The organism is Gracilibacillus alcaliphilus, from assembly GCF_016909015.1.
Classification (GTDB): Bacteria; Bacillota; Bacilli; order Bacillales; family Amphibacillaceae; genus Gracilibacillus; species Gracilibacillus alcaliphilus.
Window position 1 is genome coordinate 1 of the sequence record NZ_JAFBFA010000007.1, and the last position, 24,877, is coordinate 24,877.

Below are 24,877 nucleotides of genomic sequence, written 5' to 3' on the forward strand. Positions count from 1 at the left end.
ATAATAAATCCCCCCTACGAAAAGTAGGAGGGAACAATAAATAACGGTTCAAGAAAACCTTGAACCGTCTGAATCGGCGAATGCCGAGAGTCTATTAATAGTATGAGGAGGAATCGATGGTGGACGCTGGAACTATTGTCGGTTTGGTATTTACGGGAGTCGGTATGATTATTTTATTTGTGTTGTTACTGATTAATTTTTTTAGGCAGCGTTTCAGAACTCGGCCTGATGTTGTGCAATCGGAGGCATATGTAGTTAGAAATGAGATGTCTTTAGGTGATGTATCCATGTATCATCCGGTTATACAATTTCAGACCGAAGACGGCCAAGTCCATGAATATAAGTCAATAATCGGCACAAGTCCTCCTCGTTTTGAGGAAGATACATATGTACCGATTTACTATGTGCGTGATAATCCAAAGAAACATCAGCTGGTATCCCTAAATGGGACATCAATAGGCATTTCCATTTTGGCTGGTAGCGATCATTTTTCTTGGAGTGGGTTTGTTTACGCTTATTATTTTATAACCTAACTATCTACTTACAGATGTTGGAATAATTACAAAAAGCGATGTTATGTTATCTCTGCTAAGTATAGGCCAAGTTCACCAAGGGGAAGAGTCGATATTCCTATTTTTCTGTCAGATTATATACTTTTTTCCTCTGAATATGGTATGATATAGCTTACTTTAACCGATTGAAAAATGGGTTTTTTTTACGATAAGCATAAAAATTAATGAATGATAGCATATGTGTGTTTAAGAAGGTCGATGTACCACTTTTATTGGACTTTTTGAACACTCTCTATTTTAGGCAAAAAAGCGGATGTGAAGGACAACTAGACAGGAGGTGGTCATACTGCGGTTAAATCGAGATTCTTTGGTGAATTATCTGATGATTACTTTAGGTTTGATGTTCCTTTCTGGAGGAGCTTGGGTCGGTATCAGTTATCTGGATGGCAAAACAGTTTTTAATAACCATTCTATTCAGCTGTTGGCTGTAGAATTACATACACCTCGTACTCCATCTGATCAGCTCCAAGCGGATCAAGATATCAATTCAGATTGGTTTGCAGATGAGGCAGAACTGGAAGTGGAGGAAGTCATCGAGGAAGGGTTTATGCAGGAGGATGAAGCAGACGCTTTTGTGGACTATTCCGAAGAGGAACCAGCTAATGAGGAGTGGATAGAACCTGAAACGATAGCAGAAGAAGAGGTTGAGCAACCAGCATATGAAGCGAGTAATGAAGTCGTCACCAGCCCATCACCGCCGAATGATAACACATCAAATTCAACTGGACCGGGACAAGAAAACAGCGGTGGACAAGCGCCTAGCGAATGGCAGCCAGAACAAGACATAGAAACAGTGGAGACTGCCCCCCATGTTCCAGCAGGAAATGATCAGCCAGACACTCCTGAAGGAGAAGAACCAGTAAATCCAGAGAATGAGCAAGAAGAAATAGAAGAAGAGATAAACGAAGAAACAGAGCCGGCTGAGATCGAGATCCCAGCGGCTGATGAAGAACCGAATATAGAAACAGACCATCAATAAAATACCTGTTGATGTATCCCTTATAATAGATTTTTCTACTATCGTAAGGGATTTTTTGCATGTTAAAAAGATTGTAGCTCTTTTAAAGCGACGGGATTTCAAATGAATGGAAGTGGGAGCCGACATTTTGATAAGTCTTAGGATATAAAACGAACTTTGTTTGAATTGGAATAGGGGGAGGTAATGATTACTTTGAAAACGATATGTTTGCTTACATTAAAATACGATAAGGTATTTTTATTGTTACTAATAGTTACTTTATTTATGTTGGGAACTTCCTTAAGTTTACCCTGGCGGAAACAAGATATTAATTGATGACATTCTTATCGAAGGTCAGTTGAACCTTGTATTACCCGTCGCAATTGCCTATGTTAGTTTGGCTGTATTGAATGTTGTTTTATATGTGGCTGTGCCAAAAATTAGCGTTTATCTAATCATTACGCAGGATCTTCGTAATAAACTAAATGAGTATATCTGTTTTAGCTCGCGAAGATTATTCCTCAGAAAAAGGCGATATCCTCAATATTTATACCAATGATATTCCGATTATTTCGTCACTGGTTAGTAAAAGTAAGAAGGATGGTATAGAACAGGGAATGATATTGTTTATTACCATAATGATTCTGCTTATGATAGATGTACGAATAGCTTTGATATCGCTAATAGGTATTCCATTTTATTTGATGCTGCCATTATGTTTTAGGCAGAAAATAGCTGACCAGTAAAAAAGTGCAAGAGCAAAATTCTGATATTCACACCATGATTCAAGAAGGATTAAATATTTGAACCAGTATATATGAAAATATTGCCTTAGGTGCCCTTCATGAAAATAAAGTATCAAAAGCAAAGATTATCGCTGCTGCCCGTCAGGCCTATGCAGATGATTTTATTATGAACCTGCCTAACCAATATGAGGCTGTATATGGCAAGGATGGTTTGATGTTATCAACGGAACAGAAACAGCGAATAGCGCTCAGTCGGGTATTTTTAAGGAATCCTGATCTTATTATTCTGGATGAACCTACTGCCAATCTAGACCCCAAATCCAGTGAAAGCATTATGGAAGCATTACTTGATTTTTCCAAAGATAAGCTTTTAATTATTGTTACACATGATAGATACATGTTGGAGAAATTTGATTATCGGTACTCGCCTTGATAAAGGCTATCTTAAAGAGCATACATGAAAAAACTCCTTCGCAGAAAATGAAAGACTGTTAACCTATTAATTATTCCTGATGTAACTTCTGTTTGCATCATAAAATAGTTGACTTTTGCTTTGGGGGAAGTAATCATGAACATATACTATCGAGAAAATTGCCAACAAGGGGTGAGAAGAAATGATTCATCAAATTGGTCAAGTGATGTTATATGTCAATGATCAAGAGCAGGCCAAGGCATTTTGGACAGAAAAACTTGGGTTCTATGTTGTGTCAGAAGAGGATATAGAAGGAATGCGCTGGATTGAAATGGCAACGGCTAATCATGCAGGTACAACGATTATTTTACAGGATAAAGATCTTGCTGCCAGGCTGTCCCCAGAGCAGAATCTGGTTTCCCCATCTTTAGTATTCTTTACCGAAGACTTAGAGGCATTATATGATGATTTGATAGATAGGGAAGTGACAGTGGGGGAAATGCTGCAAATGCCGACTGGGAAAGTGTTTCATTTCGCTGATCATGAAGGTAATTACTTTGCGGTAATGGAGAGCAAGGAAATGGGGTGACAGGTATGGAGAACTTTCCTGAGGGGATACAGTTTAAATATTCATGGAGATCTTACCAACAAGCCATTATAGATGAGATGGACACCTATCTGAATAAACGCCATTTACATTTAGTAGCTCCTCCTGGTTCAGGAAAAACAGTTATCGGTTTGGAGATGATGCTGCGTTTTAATCAGCCTTCATTAATATTGGCACCAACGATCGCTATCCGCGATCAATGGGTGGCTCGTTTTGTAGAACTGTTTTATCAAGCAGGTACTCAGCCGGAGTGGATTACAACGGATCTAAAGGAAAAAGCATTGGTTACGGTTGTGACGTATCAAGGCTTTCATCAATGGATGACAGATCAGGAGGAAGAGGTACAGGAGCAACTTGCTGATCATGTAAAGACATTGGTGCTGGACGAGGCTCACCATTTACGGACCGCATGGTGGCGATCGGCTATTTCTTTTAGAAAAAATCTGACCAATCCAGCTATTATAGCCTTGACTGCCACGCCGCCATATGACGTATCAATGCAAGAATGGAATCGCTATTTGGAATTATGTGGTGAGATAGACGCTGAAATTAGTATAGCAGAGCTAGTGCGAGAGGCGGAGCTTGCCCCATTTCAAGATTATGTTTGGATATCGAATCCCCTTGATGAGGAGCAAGAAGAAATTAATCAATTCCGAGGCCAGATCATGGAGTTTCAACAATCTATACGTGATAACACAGCACTTATTGACAGAATAGAAACACATCCATGGATCAAGGAGCCGGATACATATGCAGAAGAAATTTTATCGGAACCTGCTTACTTGTCTAGTATGCTTATTTTCTTAAAAGAAGTAGGCAGCCCTGCTTGGACAGTGCCACTCAAGGTAATGGGCATGAAAGCAAAACAAATTCCGGAGTGGAGCTTAGAATGGTTAGAAATTATGCTGACCCAGCTGTTATATCAAGATAAGCACATCGATCAAGATCAGCCGCCGCTAAAAGAAATTCAATCGTATCTTCAGCGTATCGGAGCTGTTGAAAAGCGCAAGGTGGTCTTAACAGCAAACAATCGAATTAATCGTTTGTTAGTGCAAAGTCCATCAAAATTAAACAGTATTCAACAAGTGACGGCCTTTGAGGCACAAGAATTAGGAACGAAGCTGCGTCAGGTTATTCTTACGGATTATATTAGACAAGAAGATTTGCCTAAGAAAGCGGGGGATGAGCAGCCTCTTCGGCGTTTGGGGGCTGTGCCCGTTTTTGAACAATTGCGTCGTCAAGAATTGGATGTCTCACTTGGGGTTTTAACTGGCTCGATCGTTATTATCCCAAAAAAAGCACTATCCGTATGTGAACAATTGGCTCAACAATGGGATGTCACCATAACAGCAAATGAACTGTCCCATGATTCACATTATCTAGAAATCACGGTCAATGCCAGTGCACGGCACCGAATGGTTCAAATGATGACCAAATTATTTGAACGCGGTGATATCACAGTATTAATTGGTACGGCTGCATTACTTGGAGAAGGTTGGGATGCTCCATTTATTAATTCATTAATCCTAGCTTCATATGTTGGTTCGTTTATGCTGTCTAATCAGATGCGCGGAAGAGCAATCCGTGTGGAAAAAAACAATCCGCAGAAAACAGCCAATATATGGCACTTTGTTTGTTTGGATGCTACCAATCCTGATGGCGGTGAGGACTACCTTGCCCTTAAAAGGCGCTTTAAGGCTTTGATTGGTTTAGGTCATCAAGAGGATGTGATTCAATCAGGCATTGGTCGATTAACATTGGCAGAACCCCCGTTTTGCAACATAGATACAGAACAATCCAATCGGCAAATGTGTGATTTGGCGAAGATGCGAGATCAGCTTTTCCAGCGCTGGAAGTCTGCTGTTGCAATAGATGGGACATTAAAGGAAGAGATGGTTACCAGAAAACAACAGGTACCGCGACCGTTTCTATTTACAAATACCATCAAAGCCTTGAGCTTGGCAATACTTGGCATACTTATTTATTTTTTGGACGGTTTTCTTGGTGAAATACATGGTTATCGCTTGCTGACAGATAATTTTCGCGCCTTTTTATGGGTAGTTGTTATTATTATAGTAATTGCTTTTGTCATTGCTTCCCCACTAATTTGGCGAGTACTCAAAATCTTATTTCGTAATATTAGTGTTGAGAAAAGTATGAGTGAAGTCGGAGTGGCAGTGTATCAGGCCTTATTTGAGGCAAATTGGATAGAGACAAAGCCAGACGTTTGCCGTATTCAAACAGAAGAAGTAAATGGAATCATTACGTGCTGGTTAGAAAATGCCTCCATCTATGAACAAAAAATATTTGTCGAAGCATTGCGTGAGGTGGTAGACCCTGTTGAGAGTCCCAGATATATGATCGTCCGCAACAAGCGGACATTATGGTGGGATCGAATAGATTACCATGCTGTTCCTGCTATGCTGGCACAAAATAAAGAAATGGCAGAACTTTTCCTGATCAGTTGGGAAAAACACTTGGGCAAAGCAGAACTAGTATATACCAGAACACCAGAAGGACGGCAAACATTGCTTCAAGCAAGGGCAAATGCTATGTCGGCACAATTTGTATCAAAATCTGAACAAATATCCGTATGGAAATAACGAGGGCTATAAGCTTTCGTTTTTTTTTGTTCTTTAGGACTTGCTTTATCGAAAATAACAAGATCATCTATTTCCTCCCTTATTGTAATAGAAAGGAGCCCCTTTTTAAACCATCCCAAAACTACTTTCTAAAATACTCCGTTATATAATCTAACAAACTCGTAGCAGTCTTTCATTTTTCCGATTAAGCTAGAGCACATAGTAAGATTTGTGATCACAAATCAACTCATATACAAGGGGTTATATCGATGGAAAAACAACTGATACAAGTATCTACCATTGGAGAAGAAGTTTATCATCAACTAAAACAGCGAATAATTACAGGTAAGCTTAAGCCGGGGCAGCGCGTTACGGTCAGGGATCTGGCACAGTCTATGGGAGTGAGCACCATGCCTATACGGGAATCATTGAGGAAATTGGAAGTGGAAGGATTTATCCATTATCAAAGACGCAGTGTCTCGGTTACTCATTTATCTGCTAAAGAAGTAACAGAAATCTTTGAAATAAGGAAACAGTTAGAGAGCATGGCGATTCGCTGGTCGATTTGTAATGTGAACAAAGAAAGGGAGACTCAACTATTGACAATCCTTGAACAAATGGATGAACAGCTGACAAATGAACAAGCATGGGAGCGGCTTAATAAATCTTTTCATCTAACTCTATATTCCTACGCTGATGCCAAACCATTACAGGATATATTGACACAAATTTGGCACAGAGTAGAACCATATATGCATCTATACGCTTTAACAACAAAAGATTATTCATTGGTAAAGGCGCAGCAGGATCATTACCAGATGCTTTATCTTTGGCAACAAAAAGAGTCTGATCGCCTTGTAGCATTAATAAAGGAGCATTTAGAAAAAACATGTCAGGATATTCTTTTATCGCAGTGTAACTGGCTGTAAGCCTCCTAATTCAAGAAAGAAGGGAACACGTCATTTCTAAGCGGGAGCTCCAACAGCTAGTAACGGACCGATTGGTTCCACAAATGTTAAGTGAGGGATGGAATCCACCACTTAACGAAGTTTCACTTTACATCTAGAATGCCAGAGATAGGGAGGAAAAAGAAATGACCACAACAAATAAGAAAAACGATTTAGTACAAGAAGAGTATGAGACGACACCTGTACCACAAGATAAACGAAAATCATTGTTCTCAGTAACGATGGTATGGGCGGGATTTCCGATGATTATTACTTCAGCAGTTACAGGTGCAACCCTTGTACACGCCATGGGATTTGCACAAGGAATGCTGGCTGTACTGTTAGGTAATTTATTATTATTTGGCTATGTTGGCCTATTAAGTATTCTAGGAGCAAAATACGGTATGAATTTTGGTATGTTAGCATCCAGAACATTTGGTAAGAAAGGTTATATGATCGCAACAGGGTTATTATCTACCTTAGTGATTGGATGGTTTGCCGTTCAAACCAGTTTGACTGGTGAAAGTATGGCTGCTGCTTATGATGTGAGCTTGTTTGTAGTTACCCTTATTGCGGGATTGCTTTTCTTAGCAGCAACCTTGATTGGAATTAAGGCATTAACAGTTATTGGTGCGGTTTCTGTACCGCTTTTTCTAATCATGGGTATTTATTCGGTCGTGGATGTTTGGCAGTCGGGGACAGATATTTGGAGTTACCAAGGAACAGCGGACTTAGTCATTCCAATGGGTGTAGCTGTGACAATGGTATTTGCTTTGTTTGTTGATTCAGGAACCATGACAGCAGATTTTACACGATGGGCTAAGAATGGGAAACATGCAGTAATTGCTACACTTTCAGCCTTCCCGATTGGGAACATGATTGCAATGGCAATTGGCGGAATCATCGCTGCTTCGGTTGCTGGGAGTTCTGGAGATGTGTTTGGGATTGCTGCCAGTAAGGGAGGGCTGTTAACTTTATTAGCCATTATTTTCTTATTTGCTAATCTAGGCTCTGTCTGTATGCATTGCCTGTATAACGGGGCGGTTGGTTGGTCCTTTATCACTGGCAAAAAAATGAGAACCTTGACACTGATACTAGGAATTATCGGTATTGTCCTTGCTGTAGCGGGTGCATACAATTATTTCATTCATTGGTTGGAGTTGTTAGGGGTGATTGTACCGCCAATTGGTGCCATTCTTATTGTTGATCAGTTAGTAGTTCGCCGGCATATGAGTGATCAGATGGAAACCTTGAGGTATACCCCATTTATTGCTTGGGGAGCAGGGTCTTTAACCGCCTTAATTGCTCATTACCAGTTTACTAGTCTTTCTACCGCAGTAATTGGTATTGTCATTGCTGCAGTTACTTACTTGATCATTAGTGCATTTTCTAAACATAACAAGAAAGATCTCAACGTTAGAGAAGCAGCCTAAGCCGTATAACAGTTACAATTTGTAATGGTTAAAATACACTTACCAAAAAGCAATTAAGTGAGATTTCCACTTGCTCCATGGTTAGAAAATAAGAAAGGGGAACAAGAAAATGAGAATAGAAGCAAACCCATATCAATGGCCATATAATGGAGGTTTAGATCCACATAAGACGGCATTGGTTATTATCGATATGCAGACAGACTTTTGTGGAGAAGGGGGATATGTCGCACAAATGGGCTATGATATTTCGTTAACAGCTAAAGCTATTCAGCCTATCAAACGATTATTAGAATATGTGCGGAATATCGAAGGATTCCATGTAATTCATACAAGAGAAGGACACAAGCCGGATTTATCGGATCTTCCTGCTAATAAGCGCTGGAGAAGTAAGCAAATTGGTGCAGAGATTGGTGTGGCAGGACCTTCCGGCAGCAGAATATTAGTACAAGGGGAACCAGGCTGGGAGATTATTGATGAGCTAAAACCCATTAAAGGAGAAATCATTATTGATAAACCAGGTAAAGGCAGTTTCTATGCAACAAATCTTGATCTGATCCTGCATAATAAGGGAATTACTAATCTAATTTTGGTAGGAATCACTACCGATGTATGTGTTAGTACTACTATGCGGGAAGCGAATGACCGCGGTTATGAATGCTTGATCTTGGAAGACTGTACCGGGGCAACGGATGAGAATAATCACCGTGCTGCATTGAACATGGTAAAAATGCAAGGCGGAGTGTTTGGAAGTGTTTCAGACTCAGAACAAGTGATCAAGACATTAGCGCCAATGACAGCAACCGTATAGGAAGGATGTATCGTGATGAGAAAGTGGACGATTGACACATTACAAGCCAGCTATCGCAAGGGAGAAATCGAGCCAAGTCAGGTGATGGAAGCTATTGTAGAACAAGCAGATGCCGAAAAAGAGATGAATATTTGGATAACACCGCCAGATCTTGAATTTATCGAACCATATCTAACAGCATTAGAAAACAAAGATCAAGCAATTGCACCTTTATGGGGAGTACCTTTTGCGGTCAAAGATAATATTGATGTAGCCGGTCTACCCACCACTGCTGGTTGTGAAGGATATACGTACACACCGACTAAACATGCAACAGTTGTTGAACGGTTAATTGAGGCTGGTGCGATACCAGTTGGAAAAACGAATTTAGATCAATTTGCCACTGGTTTAGTCGGAACAAGAAGTCCGTATGGTGAAACACATAATGCATTACGTTCTGAACTAATTAGTGGTGGATCGAGTTCTGGCTCTGCTGTGTCTGTTGCTACTGGCCAAGTAGTTTTTGCCCTAGGGACAGATACTGCGGGATCAGGACGCATACCTGCAGCATTAAACGGACTGATTGGCTTTAAACCAAGCCTTGGATCATGGCCAGTTCCGGGATTAGTGCCGGCTTGTGCCAGCTTAGACTGTATTTCTGTCTTTGCGCATGATTTACAAGATGTGCAGCTTGTTCATGAAGTAGTGCAAGGCATTGATGAGCAAGACAAATGGTCAAAGCCGTTTCTGGATCAGGCGACGACATTGCCTAAAAAAATAGTACTACCCAACCGGCCATTAACCTTCTTTGGCCCTTATCAGCACGAGTATCAAGCTGCATGGGAAGAGACCAAGCAACGACTTTTATCGCTGTCACTGAATGTTGAATATATAGACATTGATCTGTTTTTAGAGGCAGCTGCTATCTTATACGATGGACCATGGGTGGCCGAAAGATGGGCGGCGGTAGGTGATTTTATATCAGAACATGAAGAGGCAGTCTTTCCTGTAACTATGCAAGTATTATCTGGTGGCAAGCCGAAAAACCATTCAGCTGCCTCTTTATTTAAGGCTGTACATCGGCTTAAAGAGATTCAGTTAGCTGTAAAACATTTACTGGAGGATGCCGTATTAGTATTGCCTACCTGTGGAGGAACTTGGACAAGGGAACAAGTAAGGGATAACCCAATAGAGACCAACAGTAAAATGGGGTTATACACCAATCACTGTAATTTATTAGATATGTGTGCGATCGCAGTACCAGCAGGCGAGGCAGCTGCACAACTCCCGTTTGGAATAACAATATTTGGGATGTCAGGGCAAGATCATCTTATACTGAGAACAGCAGCTCTTTTCTTCAACCAGCAATTAGTAGAGGTAGCTGTGTGTGGCTTACACATGCGAGGGTTACCATTTGAAACACAAATGCAAGAGCATGGCGCTTTCTTTTGTGAAGAGACTGTTACTGCCCCCGTTTATCGAATGGTAAAAATCCCAGGAGTAATAGAAAAACCAGGCCTCATTAAGAACATAGCAACAGGGGAATCTATTGAATTAGAAGTGTGGAAGATGCCGATTCATCAATTTGGAAAATTTGCCGCTTCCATTCCATCCCCTTTAGGGATTGGAAAAGTAGAACTAGCTGATGGCAGAGAAGTTTCAGGCTTTTTATGTGAAGGTTATATCACGAATAATCCAAATGTACAGGATATTACGAAATCCAGAAGTTGGAGAAAAATAAGTGGAAATCATGTATAATGAAGGGTAATTCATTTGAAAAGGATGTAGTATACATGATAAAAGCTGTTATCTTCGATTTGGATGCAACGTTATTGGATCGTGACACTTCTGTACGGCAATTTATCAGCAGGCAATATGACCGCTTCCATTCTTTATTCAGTCATTTGGATAAAGAGACATATACAACCAAGTTTATCGAGCTGGATTGCCACGGCTATGTATGGAAGGATCGAGTATATCAACAAATGGTTACCGCGTTTCAAATAGACAGTCTTTCATGGGAGACGCTGTTACAAGATTATTTGCAGGAGTTTTGTAACAGCTGTGTCCCTTTTCCAGATCTGCAGGCGATGTTGAAAGATTTGCAACAGCAAGGTTTGCAGTTAGCTATGATTACCAATGGCAAATATCCTTTTCAATTAGATAATATTAAAGCGCTTCAAATTGAGGATTATTTTGATCCGATTCTCATTTCGGAAAGGGAAGGAATGAAAAAGCCAGATCCGGCTATTTTTCAAAGAGCTTTGAGCAAACTGGATATTGAGCCAAGTGAGGCTATATATGTTGGTGACCACCCTGTCAATGATGTGCAAGCAGCACAAAAGGCAGGGATGTTAAGCATTTGGAAGCAGAATCAGCATTGGGATCAAGTGGAGGCAAATTATATCATCGATGATTTAAGCGAGCTGCCAGCCATAGTTCAACAAATAAATAAGCGGAGGAGATAAAATGGTCGGCATTCGCAATTCTGCTAAAGCTATTATTCTTCATAATCAGCATTCGTTAGCTGTTAAAAAGCAGGACAATGAAGGCTTTTATTACCTGCTGCCTGGTGGTGGCCAGGAGCATGGAGAGAACTTACATCAAGCACTTGCACGTGAATGTATAGAAGTAATAAATGCAGAGTTAATGGATCTATCCGCAAACACTTCGTCAGTAGCTATTGGATCATATCGAAGGTAAAGCTGTATCCACTTATTTAGGGGATGTCAACTAAAAGAAAAGGAGCTAACGTTATGTATACGAAAGTAAATTTGGTCAGACATGCACATTCTACATATACTCCTGATGAATATGGCAGACCTTTGTCGGAAAAAGGGTTAAAGGATGCCGAGATGGTCACTGATCGATTAGCAAAAGAGAAGATTGATATCGTTTATGCCAGCCCATATAAGCGAGCCATCCAAACTGTGGAAGGGATAGCACAGGCATTTGATTTCCAGATGGTGATCGAACCGGGCTTTAAGGAGCGGAAGCTGGCAGGTCAGACAGCAGCTGATTTTTCAGCTGCGATGGAACAAGTCTGGAGTGATCCGGCGTTTTCTTTTCCAGGCGGAGAATCCAATCAAATGGCTCAAAAACGTGGGGCAGCCTCTCTGCAACAGGTAATCAAGCAACATCAAGGGCAAGGGATTGTGATTGGTACACATGGTAATATTATGGTATTAATGATGAATTATTTTGATGCACAGTATGACTTTGGTTTTTGGCAGCAATTGACCATGCCGGATATTTACCAGCTGACTTTTCAAGAGCAGGAATTAGTTGGTGTAAAAAGGTTATGGAGAGGGTAAGGGCAGGAAACGCAAGTAGATCCACCTTTTATAGCAGCAGATAAGGTGAGCGAAGCCAAAGACTAGCTCTTCTCTTTTTCGTGCTCTGTTGGAGATGTGCAAAACTTGTACATGAGTAAGGTATGGCGTGTTTCGAAACACTTACTCCACAAGTACAGATCCTGAAATGTTGATTGAATTTTCTCCACTATAAGCAGTAATACTCATATCTACACTAGCGATGTATAAAATTTTTATGCCTGGCTAGTGTAGTTTTTAAAATCATAAAAACCTAGGAAGCTCGTGCTTCCCCTATTTCAAGTATTGTTTCACTTCCTCTATCGTTTGAAATTCATCTATATGATCAATAATTGCTTCTAACGTACTTATTTCTTGCTCATCATCTTATTTTTTATCTCTTCAGAAAGTGGAGCTACGAATTTTGTAATTAATTGAATGGCAGTGTTAGCTAATGCTTCTGTTTTTCCTTCAACTTTTCCTTTTTGTAAGCCTTCTTCTATTCCTTCATTCCGAAAAATTTCTGCTAAACTCATCGTCCTTTCGCTTCCTTCTTTATACGTATGGTTTACATGTTCGATTATATCCTAATGAAGGGTGTCCAAAAAAACTGTTAAAAATGACGTATCAAATGTCGGAATTAGCATGAACTTTCGACGTAGACGTATAGGAGGCACTAGTGTCGGTGTTGCAACACGATGTTGTGAACTTAACCGATGATCATTCCTATTACCGAATTTTTTGAACACGCACTACAAGAAAAGGAAGGCATTAGCCAGCTATAACTAATACCCCCCTTTTTATTTTCTAGTTTATAAGCAACAAGAGTGCTAGCTTACAAATGAATCAACGTTTTGTTAGTTTGGAAATTACTTGCTTCAAAAAAGGCAGGAACTTCATCAAATGAAATATGGTTGGTTACATAGTTGTCTTTGATCTGCCCTTTTGCCATACAATCAATCACATATTGGAAGTCTTCTCTTGTCGCATTACGGCTTCCTAACAGTGATAATTCTTTGGAATGGAAATCTGGGTCAAAGAAGCTGATTGTATCTTTGACTAAACCAACGTATACTAATTTGCCGCCATGTGATACATAATCAAAGGAATTCATCATCGAATGCTTATTGCCAGTAGCGTCTAAAACGATAGAAGGCAGCTCACCGTTATTTAAGTCTAATAGTTTTTGCTGTGCTCCTTCACCAGCTACTACAGTTTCATCACATTCGGCCCATTCCTTACAGAAGCTTAGGCGTTCCTCACTAAGGTCCATGACAATCGTTTTTGCGCCTGCTAATTTAGTAAAACGTGCTACCCCTAATCCGATCGGTCCTGTACCAACAACTAACACAGTATCTTGCTCATGGATATCTGCCCTGCGCACAGCGTGGGCACCAATGCTAAGCGGTTCAATGATGGCAGCTTTTTCTAAGGGTAGGTCATTTACTGCAAATACATTTTCTGCAGGAACCTTTATATATTCTGTCATGCCGCCATCACGATGAACACCAAGCACTTGCATCTGTGTACAGCAATTAGTCTTGCCATTGCGGCAGGCAATACATTCCTTACAGTTGATATAAGGGATAACGGCTACTTTATCCCCTTGTTTTACTTGGTTGACTTGGTTACCAACTTGTTCGGCAATGCCGGAAAGCTCATGACCAAGTACCCGTGGATAATCGAAAAAGGGCTGATTTCCTCCATAAGCATGAATATCTGTTCCGCAAATACCAATCTTTTTAATCGCTATCAGAATCTCGTTGTCTTGGATCTTGTTATCGAACTCAGTCTGAATTAATTCCATTTCATTTGGTTTATGACAAATAACTGTTTTCATTGATATAACCTACTTTCTGCTTATTATTGCTTGTTCTGCACCTAACGCTTCTATCTGTATAAAATCAGCTGCAATCGCTTCTGCCAGTTCCTCCACAATCGTCTCGTTAGCAGAAAAGTCTTGCTGAAGCAACGAGCGAATAAACGCAGTTAACGTTGCTTTTGATCCATCAAACGACGTAAAAAAGGATTCGAACTGCTTGATTAACTTTGGATCGTCTTTCCAAGCGTACTGCTTTGTTACACTTGCTTCCTTAAAGAAATATAATAAAGCGGCAAAGGAGAAGACAAGCCGTACAGGATATGTTCCATATTGTTCTTTATAAGTGAGGAGGCTAGGCCATACTCTGGTTTTGAATTTGGCATAGCTATTCAGCTGAATATCAGACAGTTTATGATCTAAATAAGGATTATCAAATCGATCATACATTTGTTGGATATAGACGTTAATTTCTTTCATTGAACTGTTGGTAAGGGTAGGGGCAATTTCCTCTACCAGCGTTTGATGGATAAAATCAAATAAATGGGTATTTTTCATTGCGTCTCTTACAATCGCTATACCACAAAGTGTCCCTAGAGTTGCAAGCATGGTGTGTGAACCATTTAAGAATTTCACCTTGAGTTCACGGTAAGGATATATCTGGTCAAAGACAACATGTAAGCCTGCCTGTTGAAACGGCAATTTCCCCTTGATATCTTGATCACTTTCGACTACAAATAAATGATAAGGTTCAGCTACAGCTAATAAAGGATCTTGATAGCCTAATTGTTCGAAGAGCTGATCGGCTTGCAGACTGGGAAAACCAGGCACAATGCGATCTACCAATGTATTACAGAATGTACAAGCTTTCTCTATCCATGTGATAAATGCTTGTGGTAATTGCCAGTCATCTGCAACCTGCAGGCAAATTTTCTTCAACTCATCTCCATTGTTTTCAATCAGTTCACAAGGCAGGATTGTCCACCCCTTGTGGAGATCGCCGTTAAAATGGAGATAGCGGTGATAAAGCAGTCTTGTCAGTTTACCGGGGTAAGAAACAGGACAGATATCAGGTGTGTCCTGTTCAGAGACATATCGGATCCCTGCTTCCGTTGTATTAGAAAAGACAAACTCCAACTGTTCCTGTTCAGCCAGTTTTAAGGTTTCTGTCCAATTCGTATAAGGATCTATACCCTGTTTGATGGCCGAGATAACCCGTGTTTCTTCTACTGGCTGGCCATCCCGTTTTCCTTTCAATAACAGGGTAAATAAGCCGTCTTGATGATTCAGTTTCTTTGTTGTTTGATCTTGCGGGAGTGCTTGTAAGGTGATCACACTCCCATTAAAATCGGTACGTTCGTTTAATTGATCAATCATCCAATCGATAAAAGACCTGATAAAATTCCCATCCCCGATTTGGAGAACTTTGACGGGATAAGATGGATTTTCTCTATCCCGTTTTAAAGATACATGAGTCATGAATTACGTCACCAACTTTCTAAGTTGTTTTCTTAATTTAAAATGGTTGGCAGGAACAGCGAGATTTGCGGTATAAAGGCAATCAGTAGACACGCAATAACCAAGATGATAATAAACGGTATACTTGCTTTGACAAAGTCTTCAATTTTTGTTCCTGTAACGGAACTGGTAACAAACATAATTGTTCCAACAGGCGGAGTAATTGTGCCAATACTTAAGGTAAGGATAAACAAAATCCCGAAATGGACAGGGTCAATGCCATAGTCCGCTAACATTGGTATAAATAATGGGGTTAAAATAATAATCGCCACATTGCCTTCGATAAACATACCAATAAAAAGAAGGAACAATAAAATAATCAGTATAAAGGTAATTGGTGAACCAATAAAGTTGGTAATAAAGCTTGTCATCTGCTGTGGGATTTGCTCCATAGTCAACGCCCAGCCAAATGCCGTACCGCCGGCGATAATTAATAAGATTCCAGCAGCTGAATGTACAGTCTCTACTAGTGATTGAATTAGATTTTTGAAGCTCATTTCCCGATAGACGAACAATCCTAAGATTAAAGCATAGAACACCGCAATAACCCCAGCTTCGGTCGCACTAAAAATACCAAAACGGATCCCGCCAATAATACCAATCGGCAGTAATAAGGCTAAGAAGGCATCTTTTAAACCAAGGAAAAATTCTTTTGCAGTTGCCTTTTCTTTTTTCTCTGTCTCTAAGTTATGTTTTTTCGTATAGAAGTAAACAAATACCATGAGCAATACAGCTAATAATAAGCCAGGAAGTACTCCTGCCATAAAGAGCTGTCCAATCGATACATTACCGACATAGCCATACATAATTAAGGCGATCCCTGGTGGAATAATCGGCGTAATAATTGCCGAAGTGGCCGTCAATGCAGTAGCAAAAGCTCTGTCATATCCCTTTTTTACCATCGAAGGTACCAACATCTTGGACTGCATCGAGGCATCGGCAATATTGGAACCAGAGAGTCCGCTGACAAGTACACTTAACACGACATTGACTTGTGCAAGGGCGCCTGGTAAAGGTCTGGTAATAATTTCGGCGAAAGCCAGCAATCTTTTTGTAATTCCAGTGTAGTTCATTAAGATCCCAGAAGCCATAAAGAAAATAATCGCCATTAATGGTACGGATTCTAATCCGCTTATCATACGTTGAACCATTACCATACTGTCAAAATTTCCAGCTGCCAGAAAATATAAAGCAGTACTGGCAATCAACGCAAATGCTACTGGAACGTTTAATAAAATCTAAACGAGTAAAGAAACAATTAATATCGTGACCGCCATCTTACATATCTCCTTTCAATGAGGAGTCAGTTGAAAAGGAGTTAGATAGATTTTTCGTAAAGTGATAGAGCATGAGTATTCCCCCAAGCACTACTGCTATATCTATCCAAAAATAACTGATTCTTAAGATTGGCGTTACTTTATTGGTAGCTTGTAACGACAAGGCTGAACCTAGAAAGATAAACACATAACCAAGTACGGCATAGATCATCACATTTCTGGCGACAATCATCGCTGTCCTGAATGTAGGAGGCAGTTTGTCAATGAAATAGCTAATGCCAATGTGTCCGTCTCTTTTCATCGTCGAACTTGCGCCGATAAATACAACCCAGACATATAGGGCCAATGAAACCTCTTCTCCCCATAGAATTGGGCTGTTAAAGAGGTAGCGAGATAAAACATTAGCGAACGTAATAGAGATTAGACCTACAAAAGCTAACGTAGCGATCAGGTCATCCACATTATAAAAAAATTTTTTCATGATTGTTTCACTCCCAGATGTGCTGACAACATTTATTCATTTTGCGCTTCGTATTCTTCAATAAGAGAATGGACTGTCTCATATAAGCCATCTGACCAATCTGGAAATGCGGTATATACCGATTGTGATTGTTCTCTAAATGGCTCAATATCCACCATATTAATCTCGATTCCTTGTTCCTCGAATTCTTGTAATACGCTCTCTTCTTCGGATTCAATAATATCTCTTGCAAATGCTGCCGCTTCCAAACTTGTTTCTTTTAGTAATTCGACTGTTTCTGCTGGTAAGGTATCAATAAAATCTGTTCCAGCAATCCACGGACTGATAATCTTCGTATGACCGGTTAAGGTAAGATAGTTGGTCACTTCATTGGTTTTCGAACCTGCCAGTACAGGCAAAGGGTTCTCAGCTCCGTCAATAAGCCCTTGCTGTAAAGAGGTGTACGTATCAGACAAAGGCATTGGGGTTGGTGAAGCGCCAAAAGCTTGAAATGTCTTAATATACATTTGATTGTTTGGAACCCGTATCTTCAAACCTCTTAAATCCTCTGGAGATTCGATCAATTTATCCGTCATTAATTGACGTTCACCATAAACGGTGCTGGTATTGATAATCTCGATCCCTTTCGCTTGTAAATCATCTTCCAGACTATAAAACCAGTCTGATTCAGTAAGTGCTAATAGCGTATCAATATCCTCTGTTAAGAAAGGGGCGGTCAATATCCCAGCATCTGGTACATAATCCATTAGAAAATCATAGCCGGTAAAAATAATCACGTTATTTCCCATAATCGCCTGTTCGACAACATCCTTCTCAGACCCGAGCTGTGAACTAGGATAAATATTGAGCTGTACTTGACCATTGCTTTCTTCTTCGACTAATTCACGCCATTTTTCTGCCATTTGTCCAATCGGCTCTGTTGGCTGGTTTCCATGAGCGATGTTAATTTCTAAGACACCATCCTCACTGGATTGGGAACCGCTTTCACAACCCGTAAATAAGAAACAAATAAACAATGCGAAAAAGAACATCATACTTCTGTTGTTCATCGTTGTCACCCTTTATATTGAAATAATGAAACCCTTGATATCATGAAAGGACCTGACTAAGAGGAATTTCACGCTCTTAGCCAGATAATCATATAGTAAAAGGTTATAGAGGTTGTTCAAAAAGTCCAAGTAAAAGTGACCAGCGCATGTCGGAGTTGGTGTTAGAGGAACTTCTACTAAGATCACCCACATCGAGTGGATAACGCAGAAGTCAACACTTTCTGTGCAAGTCCTCACGTATGAAAAGCGGACACTCCGTTACTCAAAGCTGCGCCGACTTGAACTTTCGACACACACGATGTGCTAGTATCGGTGTTGCAACAAATGGTTTCGGTGGGGCGAGTAACCGCAGTCCCAGGACGTTGCGAACTTAACCGATGATGGTCCTTTTTATCGAACTTTTTGAACACTCACTTATGATGTTTTTAAACCGCCTAGCCAATCATGGATACACCCATAATGGAAGTTCTATAGATTTAACAAGTCTAAATGCTTGCCAATATGTGCGGCCAATGCTTGTCGATAGACTTCTTCTTGATCAGTTAATGTTTGGAAGAAGCTGTTTCTGAATGTATATTGTCCATTATCCTGTTTATCTGTTAACAGCAGACCGTAAGTGACATGGAATAATTGCCGTGCAGCGTCATCTGCCATATATTCTGGCAAGTCCTTATCAGCAACCTGATCAAGTGGTTTAATGCTGGCCAAGTCTGGTGTTACATGATAATACTTCAATGTCTCTTCAAAATGTTCTAAGGCAAATACATGCATCTTTCGGTATAGGGAAGGATTTGTTTCCGCAATCACACGAATAGCCTCTAACCAGTTTGTTCCAGCTGTTTTGATATGGAAAATACCATCAGTATATTTTGTGATAATTGGAAACACGGTGAACTTGTCACTTCCTGAATGGATACTTAATTTATAAGCAAAGTGATCAGCAATTAAGGCATGCTCTCTTAGTTCTATCTCAAACTGTGCCGTGTCTCCAATATAGTCGATCCCTTTTTGGAATTCACCACAAAAACGAGGAGCTAAGCTGGTTACTTCTACACCATGATGTGTTAATTCATTCGCGACAAAGAAATGCTCGGCTGGAGACGTAATGGTTTCTGTTTCATCAATAGAGATCTCAAAATCAATCTCTCTTGTTTCGGCACGGATATATGTTTCATATACATGTACCATATAATCGAGCGCTTTGCCGTAGACTAGTGCATTTTTCATGACTGTTTCTTTATCAAAGGCAATGGTTGTTCCTTTGATATCAAATGATTTACCTATATAGGTTTCAGTATAGTGGTCCTTTAACGCTGGTGGTAATTGTTCATATTCACGTTCGATCTCTTCACTGCTTGCTTGCTCGATATGGTTTTGAATATGATCTGAACAATCCAGTGTTAACATCGACATACCGATGGATAAGGCGTATCGGATATCTTCTTCTTTCTTCAAGTGATCTCCGTCAGCACCAAATCCGCCTTTATATCCTTCTTGGAAGACAGCAAAGCTAGCTGCGTCAAGAATATCATGCATCGATCTGCCGGTTAAATCAAGCTCACGAATACTTTGCTGGGCAAAGATAGGTTTTACTTTTCTGCCTGTAATGGCATCGATATGTCCAGGTGTAGCTAGACCAAGCCGGTCTCCTAAACCAATTGTAGCTTGCCTTGTACCAAAAGCTTGAGGAACTGTATAATCAAAGTATTTATTTAAGACAAGCCGGTTTTTGTGTGTTAAAGGGGATAGTTTTTTTGCATGTCTTAGCTCGGTACCGTCCAATTCATCATATAGCTTGCCTGTACCAGTTACTAGAATTCCTTTTTGGCCATTGTCATTAATCATTAAAAGGTATACGTTTTCATGCTGCGTAAACGATTTCTCATACACTTTTATATGCTGGTTTTCTGTATTCACCTGTCCATTAGCTAAAGAATCAAGAATAGGCAATAAATATTCCATCTATCAACATCTCCTTTTTGTCAACGCTTTCCTTGATCATAAAATACATGTTAATAACAACGTTGTTATTAACAGCAACAGGGAATAACAACGTTGTTATTAACATCTTAAACTAAATAGTTAAATAGAACAAGGCTTTTTGCCGAATTTTTAAGATTTATTCTGGTTTCCGTTTTGTATGTTGTGAAATGAAACTTACAATGCGTGCTTAGAAGTTACTGTAAACATCTGACGGACGAAGAATGTTGTGATAAAATAGTAGGCGATAACGCAAAGGGGGAATAGGGAAGATGCATGCACCAGAATACTTGTTGAAAGTATGGAAGCAATTTGATTGCTTTCCAATGGAAACCCTTACAAAATTATGGTATTACCAACAGCCAAATAAACATAAACAGCGTGACGTGTCCTTAATCAAGGAACATAGGGAACAGTATGGCTTGTCAGGGAATTGCTTTGATTTAGCGTTCTGCCTGCTGGATGCGTTTCAAAAAGAAGGGATAACAGCTTATCCGATTGGACACGGCCTCCACACAGAAGATGTTCATGTGGCAGTGATTGCATTAGATGAACAAGGAAATCGCTATCTTTGTGATTTAGGTGATCAATGGATTATTCCTATATTATTGGAAAAAGAACATGACGCTTTTACAGAAGACCGTTTAAGTGGATTTTTCCCAGGGGCAATGGTTCAAGTGCAGGCAATGGATCAGGAGCTAACCATTTCGTTTCAGCGTCCTAATGATAAGATCTCTAGACAATCTTATGATTTAACCCCTATTGATAGGGAGGAGTTCACCAAAGCTGCCGAGTCTTGCCAGCGTCTTATTGATCCTGTTCCTTTGCTGGAGTATCGTATGCCGTATAAACGTGAGATTGCTCATTGGGAATTTGATCGCTGGAGTATTTTCTTAAGTACGAAGGAAGGGCTGCTGAAAGAACCAAGACTGACTACGATAGAAGGATGGGCAGAACGGATTCATCAAGTGACTGGTGGTGATAAGGATTTTGTGAGGCAAGTGCTGGAGCAGTATCAACAGTTTTCCTAGTTGACATGAGATGCCAGTACCAATTAAGAAACATTGATTGTATCGTATAGAGAGGAGGTAGCTTGTGAGCAGAGGAGGTTTTCAACAATTATTTGAGTGGGCAGCTAAACTGGCTTATCTCAATTTACTATGGATCATCTATACCCTGATGGGTTTGCTTGTTCTTGGGGCAGGGCCGGCAACTGTCAGCTTGTTTACTATCCTAAGACAGATGCTAAGAGGTAACGATCATGATCCGATTTGGCAGACATTCCATCGAACATATCGTCAGGAATTTTGGAAAGCCAATCAATTAATGATTCCGATTTATTTGGTAGGAGGTTTTATTTATTTGGATTTCATGTTTATCCAAGCTTTGCCTTATAGCTTTCTTATCGATAATATTGTCTTTCCGGCTCTTTTGCTATTGACGGTTCTGTTTATTTTAGCAGCTGGGTATTTATTTACTGCGTATGTACACGTTGATGTGTCTTCTGGCATCTATATAAAGTATGCCTTAGTGATGATTGGACTTTATCCGTTATTCTCGATTCTGATGTTTTTTAGCCTGAGTATTTTTGCTGTTGTTTTGTTTATTTTTCCTGCTATTTTACCTTTTTACGGTGTGAGTATAGCTGCTTTCATTGTAATAAGTTGTGCCAGCAGAGCCTTTGATTCATTTATCTCGGCAAAGAATATACAAAAGGAACCTATTGACAAAAAGAATCACACCATCTAAAATAGAGTGGAAAGCGCTTTCGATAGGGGTATGACATGGTAACAATATATGATATTGCAAAAAAATCAGGTTATTCTATTACAACAGTTTCTAAAGTATTAAATGACTATGCTAATGTGAGTGAAAAGGCAAAACGAAAGGTACTAGCGGCTGTTGAAGAGTTAGGCTATACACCGAATTCTTCCGCTCGTACACTAGCCACCAGCAAGTCTTGGATGATTGGTGTAGTATTTGCAGAGCATTTAGGAGTAGGTATGGCTCATCCTTTTTTTAGTGAGGTCATTGAGAGTTTCAAGAAACATATTGAATTATACAATTACGATCTATTGTTTATTTCCCGGAGAATGGGGCTAAAGGAAGAAACGTATAAACATTTGCGGCATCGAGGGGTAGATGGTGTTGTGGTAGTCCAATCTTTAGGTGAGGATGCATTGGATTTTACACAATTTAATATGCCTACTGTCTTTATCGATATGCCAGAAAAAGGAGCAATATCGGTTTATAGTGATAATCAGCAAGGCAGTATGCTGGCAGTTGAATATCTTTATGAACTAGGTCATCGGAAAATTGCCCATATTATGGGAGCACAAACGATGTATACGGCTCTTGAACGTACGATTGGCTATAAGGTGGCAATGGAGAAACTAGGACTTGTTATTCCAGACCATTATATCGCTGATGGTGGTTATTATTCTTATGAAGGCGGGCGTGAAGCGATGTTGCGATTGCTCTTATTGCCTGATAGACCAACAGCTGTCTATGTTTCTGGTGATGTGATGGCATTAGGTGCCATCAGGGTTATCAGGGAAGCGGGTTTGCGAGTCCCGGATGATATATCGGTCATTGGATTTGATGACCTTCCAATCGCTAATCATGTAGATCCGCCTTTAACTACGATTAGACAAGATAAGGAATTGATTGGCAAGCAAGCGGCTATTGTATTACTGGATGAGATTAATCAATTGAGTAAAAAAAGCCGCAAAGATAAAATTATCCCTGTACAGCTAATTAAAAGGGATTCGTGTCAACGTTTAAGTGAGAACGAGGAGAAAAAATAAGCAAGCCTTATTTTTTCTCCTAAAATGTAAAGCGCTTTACTAGACTTAACGCAACCTGTATTGTACATAAAAGCGGTTAAAAACATGTATAATAATAAAAATTACTCTATTTTACGTTATAAATTTCAGGTTTAAGTCATATTTATTTTGTAAAGCGCTTTACTGTTGTGGCGGGCATGGCTGATGTTTTTCTTTAACATATTTACAAAACATATCTACTCTAGGAGGGGAATTATGAAGAAATTTTTGTGTTTATTTGCTGTTTCTATTTTGTTAGTTATACTAGGAGCTTGTACTTCAGGAAGTAAAGCGGATTTAGTCGTTACCTCATTTACAGATGAATTACAGGAACCAATTGATCGATTTGAAGAGCTTCACGATGTGACGGTAGATTTACAGATTATACCGACAGAAAATTATACTACTACCTTACGGCCCGCATTAGAGAGCGGTAAGGGTGCGCCAGATGTGTTTACAGGAGAGATTGTCTATTTGAAGGATTGGATTGAACAAGATTACTGGGAGAATCTTTCCGCAGATCCATATAATGTGGACGAATGGGAAGATGATTACATGGAATATGTTTGGGATTTAGGTAAAAACGATGCCGGCGAAGTGAGAGCTGTTTCATGGCAAACGACACCAGGCGGTATTTATTACCGCAGAAGCATTGCTGAGGAAGTGCTTGGCACAGATGATCCATATGAGATTGGCGAAATGTTCTCCACCATGGATGGTTTAATGGAGGTTGGGGAGAAGATGAAGGAACATAATTATCGATTATTCCCAGATGAAGGATCGATTCAGCCGTTTACCAATGGGCAAGATCCACAGCCATGGGTCAATGAAAATAACGAACTTGTGATGACAGAGGCTCGTTTATCCTATTTTGATTATGCCAAAGAACTGCGTGATAAACAGTATACAGCACTAGCTCCTGCATGGTCTCCTGCTTGGTATGAATCGTTCGTCGGCCCGATCAGCTATAATGTCGGATGGGATGAATTAGACGAAGTCGATGAAGATGCCGATAAAACAGAGGTATTTGCGGTAGCATTACCTACTTGGGGTCTGAATTCCGTATTGAAGGCAGAAGCTCCTGAAACATCAGGTGACTGGGGAGTGACAAGTGGTCCAACACCTTATTTCCAAGGCGGGACATGGATCGGAGTCTATAAAGATTCGGAAAATAAAGATTTGGCATGGGAATTTATTCAAATGCTCGTACATGATGAGGAGTTCTTAACGGAATGGGTTACAGAGACTACGGGTGATGTTTTATCTTACCTTCCAGTGACAAGCAAGATCAGTGAAGACTACTCAGAAGAATATTTAGGCGGACAAAACCATTATAAGTTCTTCTTAGAAGAAGCACAAAAAATCGATTCCAGTACGATTACAAAGTATGATCAGCAAATAGGCGATTTATTTGGAACAGAGGTCGGTAATTATGTAGAAGGAAATGTTACGAAGGAAGAGGCACTGCAAGAATTCTATAACCAAGTGAAAAACGCCTATCCTGACATTGTCGTTCCAGAATAATGAATAGGGGATACAGTAGCAGCTTGTATCCCCTATATGAGGTTGTCAA

General features: G+C 40.0%; 24 protein-coding genes. 17 read left to right on the forward strand and 7 right to left on the reverse strand.

The features are described 5' to 3' along the window. Positions 1 to 116 precede the first annotated feature (116 nt). The 13 genes from JOD18_RS07235 to JOD18_RS07295 all read left to right on the forward strand — a co-directional run bounded on the left by JOD18_RS07235 (position 117) and on the right by JOD18_RS07295 (position 12,358). Complete coding sequence (locus JOD18_RS07235; protein ID WP_204668285.1) at positions 117 to 533, forward strand: DUF3592 domain-containing protein; 417 nt, start codon at positions 117 to 119, stop codon at positions 531 to 533. A gap of 361 nt (positions 534 to 894) precedes the next feature. After that, on the forward strand, positions 895 to 1,551 hold the full coding sequence (locus JOD18_RS07240; protein ID WP_204668286.1) for a hypothetical protein: 657 nt from the start codon (positions 895 to 897) through the stop codon (positions 1,549 to 1,551). A gap of 464 nt (positions 1,552 to 2,015) precedes the next feature. Then, positions 2,016 to 2,276, forward strand: a complete 261-nt coding sequence (locus JOD18_RS07245; RefSeq protein ID WP_204668287.1) for a hypothetical protein — start codon at positions 2,016 to 2,018, stop codon at positions 2,274 to 2,276. Between the two features lie 79 nt (positions 2,277 to 2,355). After that, positions 2,356 to 2,709: an ATP-binding cassette domain-containing protein gene (locus tag JOD18_RS07250; protein ID WP_420827787.1), complete on the forward strand. Its 354-nt coding sequence runs from the start codon at positions 2,356 to 2,358 to the stop codon at positions 2,707 to 2,709. Positions 2,710 to 2,890: 181 nt separating this feature from the next. After that, positions 2,891 to 3,277 carry a VOC family protein gene (locus tag JOD18_RS07255; protein ID WP_204668289.1) on the forward strand — a complete coding sequence of 129 codons (387 nt, stop codon included), beginning with the start codon at positions 2,891 to 2,893 and terminating at the stop codon, positions 3,275 to 3,277. Positions 3,278 to 3,282: 5 nt separating this feature from the next. Next, positions 3,283 to 5,898 (forward strand): DEAD/DEAH box helicase family protein, encoded by a 2,616-nt coding sequence (locus tag JOD18_RS07260; RefSeq protein WP_204668290.1) that lies wholly within the window; start codon positions 3,283 to 3,285, stop codon positions 5,896 to 5,898. A 248-nt stretch (positions 5,899 to 6,146) separates the two neighbouring features. After that, positions 6,147 to 6,806, forward strand: a complete 660-nt coding sequence (locus JOD18_RS07265; RefSeq protein WP_204668291.1) for a GntR family transcriptional regulator — start codon at positions 6,147 to 6,149, stop codon at positions 6,804 to 6,806. Positions 6,807 to 6,970: 164 nt separating this feature from the next. Further along, positions 6,971 to 8,257, forward strand: a complete 1,287-nt coding sequence (locus JOD18_RS07270; RefSeq protein ID WP_204668292.1) for a cytosine permease — start codon at positions 6,971 to 6,973, stop codon at positions 8,255 to 8,257. A gap of 109 nt (positions 8,258 to 8,366) precedes the next feature. Then, positions 8,367 to 9,065 carry a biuret amidohydrolase gene (gene biuH, locus JOD18_RS07275; RefSeq protein WP_204668293.1) on the forward strand — a complete coding sequence of 233 codons (699 nt, stop codon included), beginning with the start codon at positions 8,367 to 8,369 and terminating at the stop codon, positions 9,063 to 9,065. A gap of 15 nt (positions 9,066 to 9,080) precedes the next feature. After that, positions 9,081 to 10,802, forward strand: coding sequence for an allophanate hydrolase (locus JOD18_RS07280; RefSeq protein WP_204668294.1), 1,722 nt, complete (start codon positions 9,081 to 9,083; stop codon positions 10,800 to 10,802). A gap of 35 nt (positions 10,803 to 10,837) precedes the next feature. Next, complete coding sequence (locus tag JOD18_RS07285) at positions 10,838 to 11,512, forward strand: HAD family hydrolase (protein ID WP_204668295.1); 675 nt, start codon at positions 10,838 to 10,840, stop codon at positions 11,510 to 11,512. A gap of 1 nt (position 11,513) precedes the next feature. Next, positions 11,514 to 11,747, forward strand: a complete 234-nt coding sequence (locus JOD18_RS07290; RefSeq protein WP_204668296.1) for an NUDIX hydrolase — start codon at positions 11,514 to 11,516, stop codon at positions 11,745 to 11,747. Positions 11,748 to 11,800: 53 nt separating this feature from the next. Continuing rightward, a complete protein-coding gene (locus JOD18_RS07295) occupies positions 11,801 to 12,358 on the forward strand; it encodes a histidine phosphatase family protein (RefSeq protein ID WP_204668297.1) in 558 nt (185 codons plus the stop codon). Positions 12,359 to 12,723: 365 nt separating this feature from the next. Here JOD18_RS07295 and JOD18_RS07300 read toward each other — a convergent pair whose 3' ends face one another. The 7 genes from JOD18_RS07300 to JOD18_RS07330 form a co-directional block, all read right to left on the reverse strand. After that, a complete protein-coding gene (locus JOD18_RS07300; RefSeq protein WP_204668298.1) occupies positions 12,724 to 12,891 on the reverse strand; it encodes a hypothetical protein in 168 nt (55 codons plus the stop codon). Positions 12,892 to 13,190: 299 nt separating this feature from the next. Further along, a complete protein-coding gene (locus tag JOD18_RS07305; protein ID WP_204668299.1) occupies positions 13,191 to 14,195 on the reverse strand; it encodes a zinc-binding alcohol dehydrogenase family protein in 1,005 nt (334 codons plus the stop codon). A 9-nt stretch (positions 14,196 to 14,204) separates the two neighbouring features. Next, positions 14,205 to 15,653 (reverse strand): tagaturonate reductase, encoded by a 1,449-nt coding sequence (locus JOD18_RS07310; protein WP_204668300.1) that lies wholly within the window; start codon positions 15,651 to 15,653, stop codon positions 14,205 to 14,207. 32 nt (positions 15,654 to 15,685) lie between these two features. After that, positions 15,686 to 16,930, reverse strand: a complete 1,245-nt coding sequence (locus JOD18_RS07315) for a TRAP transporter large permease (RefSeq protein WP_338029507.1) — start codon at positions 16,928 to 16,930, stop codon at positions 15,686 to 15,688. A gap of 40 nt (positions 16,931 to 16,970) precedes the next feature. Further along, positions 16,971 to 17,450, reverse strand: coding sequence for a TRAP transporter small permease (locus tag JOD18_RS07320; RefSeq protein WP_204668301.1), 480 nt, complete (start codon positions 17,448 to 17,450; stop codon positions 16,971 to 16,973). 32 nt (positions 17,451 to 17,482) lie between these two features. After that, positions 17,483 to 18,499 (reverse strand): C4-dicarboxylate TRAP transporter substrate-binding protein, encoded by a 1,017-nt coding sequence (locus JOD18_RS07325; protein WP_204668302.1) that lies wholly within the window; start codon positions 18,497 to 18,499, stop codon positions 17,483 to 17,485. Positions 18,500 to 18,967: 468 nt separating this feature from the next. After that, the gene (locus tag JOD18_RS07330) at positions 18,968 to 20,461 is read right to left on the reverse strand and encodes a tagaturonate epimerase family protein (protein ID WP_204668303.1); all 1,494 of its coding nucleotides are present in this window, start codon (positions 20,459 to 20,461) and stop codon (positions 18,968 to 18,970) included. 290 nt (positions 20,462 to 20,751) lie between these two features. Here JOD18_RS07330 and JOD18_RS07335 point away from each other — a divergent pair, with 290 nt between their 5' ends. The 4 genes from JOD18_RS07335 to JOD18_RS07350 all read left to right on the forward strand — a co-directional run bounded on the left by JOD18_RS07335 (position 20,752) and on the right by JOD18_RS07350 (position 24,828). Continuing rightward, positions 20,752 to 21,510, forward strand: a complete 759-nt coding sequence (locus tag JOD18_RS07335) for a hypothetical protein (RefSeq protein ID WP_204668304.1) — start codon at positions 20,752 to 20,754, stop codon at positions 21,508 to 21,510. 64 nt (positions 21,511 to 21,574) lie between these two features. Further along, positions 21,575 to 22,228 carry a DUF624 domain-containing protein gene (locus JOD18_RS07340; RefSeq protein WP_204668305.1) on the forward strand — a complete coding sequence of 218 codons (654 nt, stop codon included), beginning with the start codon at positions 21,575 to 21,577 and terminating at the stop codon, positions 22,226 to 22,228. A 35-nt stretch (positions 22,229 to 22,263) separates the two neighbouring features. Further along, entirely contained in the window at positions 22,264 to 23,286 is a 1,023-nt protein-coding gene (locus JOD18_RS07345; protein ID WP_204668306.1) for a LacI family DNA-binding transcriptional regulator, read from the forward strand. Positions 23,287 to 23,520: 234 nt separating this feature from the next. Continuing rightward, positions 23,521 to 24,828: an ABC transporter substrate-binding protein gene (locus JOD18_RS07350; RefSeq protein ID WP_204668307.1), complete on the forward strand. Its 1,308-nt coding sequence runs from the start codon at positions 23,521 to 23,523 to the stop codon at positions 24,826 to 24,828. Positions 24,829 to 24,877: the final 49 nt, after the last annotated feature.

Bases quoted from the DNA above. Each gene is read 5' to 3' on its own strand.
- JOD18_RS07345 (WP_204668306.1), top strand. From the start codon at position 22,264: ATGGTAACAATATATGATATTGCAAAAAAATCAGGTTATTCTATTACA.
- JOD18_RS07320 (WP_204668301.1), bottom strand. From the start codon at position 17,450: ATGAAAAAATTTTTTTATAATGTGGATGACCTGATCGCTACGTTAGCT.
- JOD18_RS07310 (WP_204668300.1), bottom strand. From the start codon at position 15,653: ATGACTCATGTATCTTTAAAACGGGATAGAGAAAATCCATCTTATCCC.
- JOD18_RS07305 (WP_204668299.1), bottom strand. From the start codon at position 14,195: ATGAAAACAGTTATTTGTCATAAACCAAATGAAATGGAATTAATTCAG.
- JOD18_RS07280 (WP_204668294.1), top strand. From the start codon at position 9,081: ATGAGAAAGTGGACGATTGACACATTACAAGCCAGCTATCGCAAGGGA.
- JOD18_RS07335 (WP_204668304.1), top strand. From the start codon at position 20,752: ATGCATGCACCAGAATACTTGTTGAAAGTATGGAAGCAATTTGATTGC.
- JOD18_RS07270 (WP_204668292.1), top strand. From the start codon at position 6,971: ATGACCACAACAAATAAGAAAAACGATTTAGTACAAGAAGAGTATGAG.
- JOD18_RS07260 (WP_204668290.1), top strand. From the start codon at position 3,283: ATGGAGAACTTTCCTGAGGGGATACAGTTTAAATATTCATGGAGATCT.
- JOD18_RS07240 (WP_204668286.1), top strand. From the start codon at position 895: ATGATTACTTTAGGTTTGATGTTCCTTTCTGGAGGAGCTTGGGTCGGT.
- JOD18_RS07265 (WP_204668291.1), top strand. From the start codon at position 6,147: ATGGAAAAACAACTGATACAAGTATCTACCATTGGAGAAGAAGTTTAT.
- JOD18_RS07255 (WP_204668289.1), top strand. From the start codon at position 2,891: ATGATTCATCAAATTGGTCAAGTGATGTTATATGTCAATGATCAAGAG.
- JOD18_RS07325 (WP_204668302.1), bottom strand. From the start codon at position 18,499: ATGAACAACAGAAGTATGATGTTCTTTTTCGCATTGTTTATTTGTTTC.
- JOD18_RS07330 (WP_204668303.1), bottom strand. From the start codon at position 20,461: ATGGAATATTTATTGCCTATTCTTGATTCTTTAGCTAATGGACAGGTG.
- JOD18_RS07290 (WP_204668296.1), top strand. From the start codon at position 11,514: ATGGTCGGCATTCGCAATTCTGCTAAAGCTATTATTCTTCATAATCAG.
- JOD18_RS07295 (WP_204668297.1), top strand. From the start codon at position 11,801: ATGTATACGAAAGTAAATTTGGTCAGACATGCACATTCTACATATACT.
- JOD18_RS07245 (WP_204668287.1), top strand. From the start codon at position 2,016: ATGAGTATATCTGTTTTAGCTCGCGAAGATTATTCCTCAGAAAAAGGC.
- JOD18_RS07235 (WP_204668285.1), top strand. From the start codon at position 117: ATGGTGGACGCTGGAACTATTGTCGGTTTGGTATTTACGGGAGTCGGT.
- JOD18_RS07285 (WP_204668295.1), top strand. From the start codon at position 10,838: ATGATAAAAGCTGTTATCTTCGATTTGGATGCAACGTTATTGGATCGT.
- JOD18_RS07300 (WP_204668298.1), bottom strand. From the start codon at position 12,891: ATGAGTTTAGCAGAAATTTTTCGGAATGAAGGAATAGAAGAAGGCTTA.
- JOD18_RS07350 (WP_204668307.1), top strand. From the start codon at position 23,521: ATGAAGAAATTTTTGTGTTTATTTGCTGTTTCTATTTTGTTAGTTATA.
- biuH (WP_204668293.1), top strand. From the start codon at position 8,367: ATGAGAATAGAAGCAAACCCATATCAATGGCCATATAATGGAGGTTTA.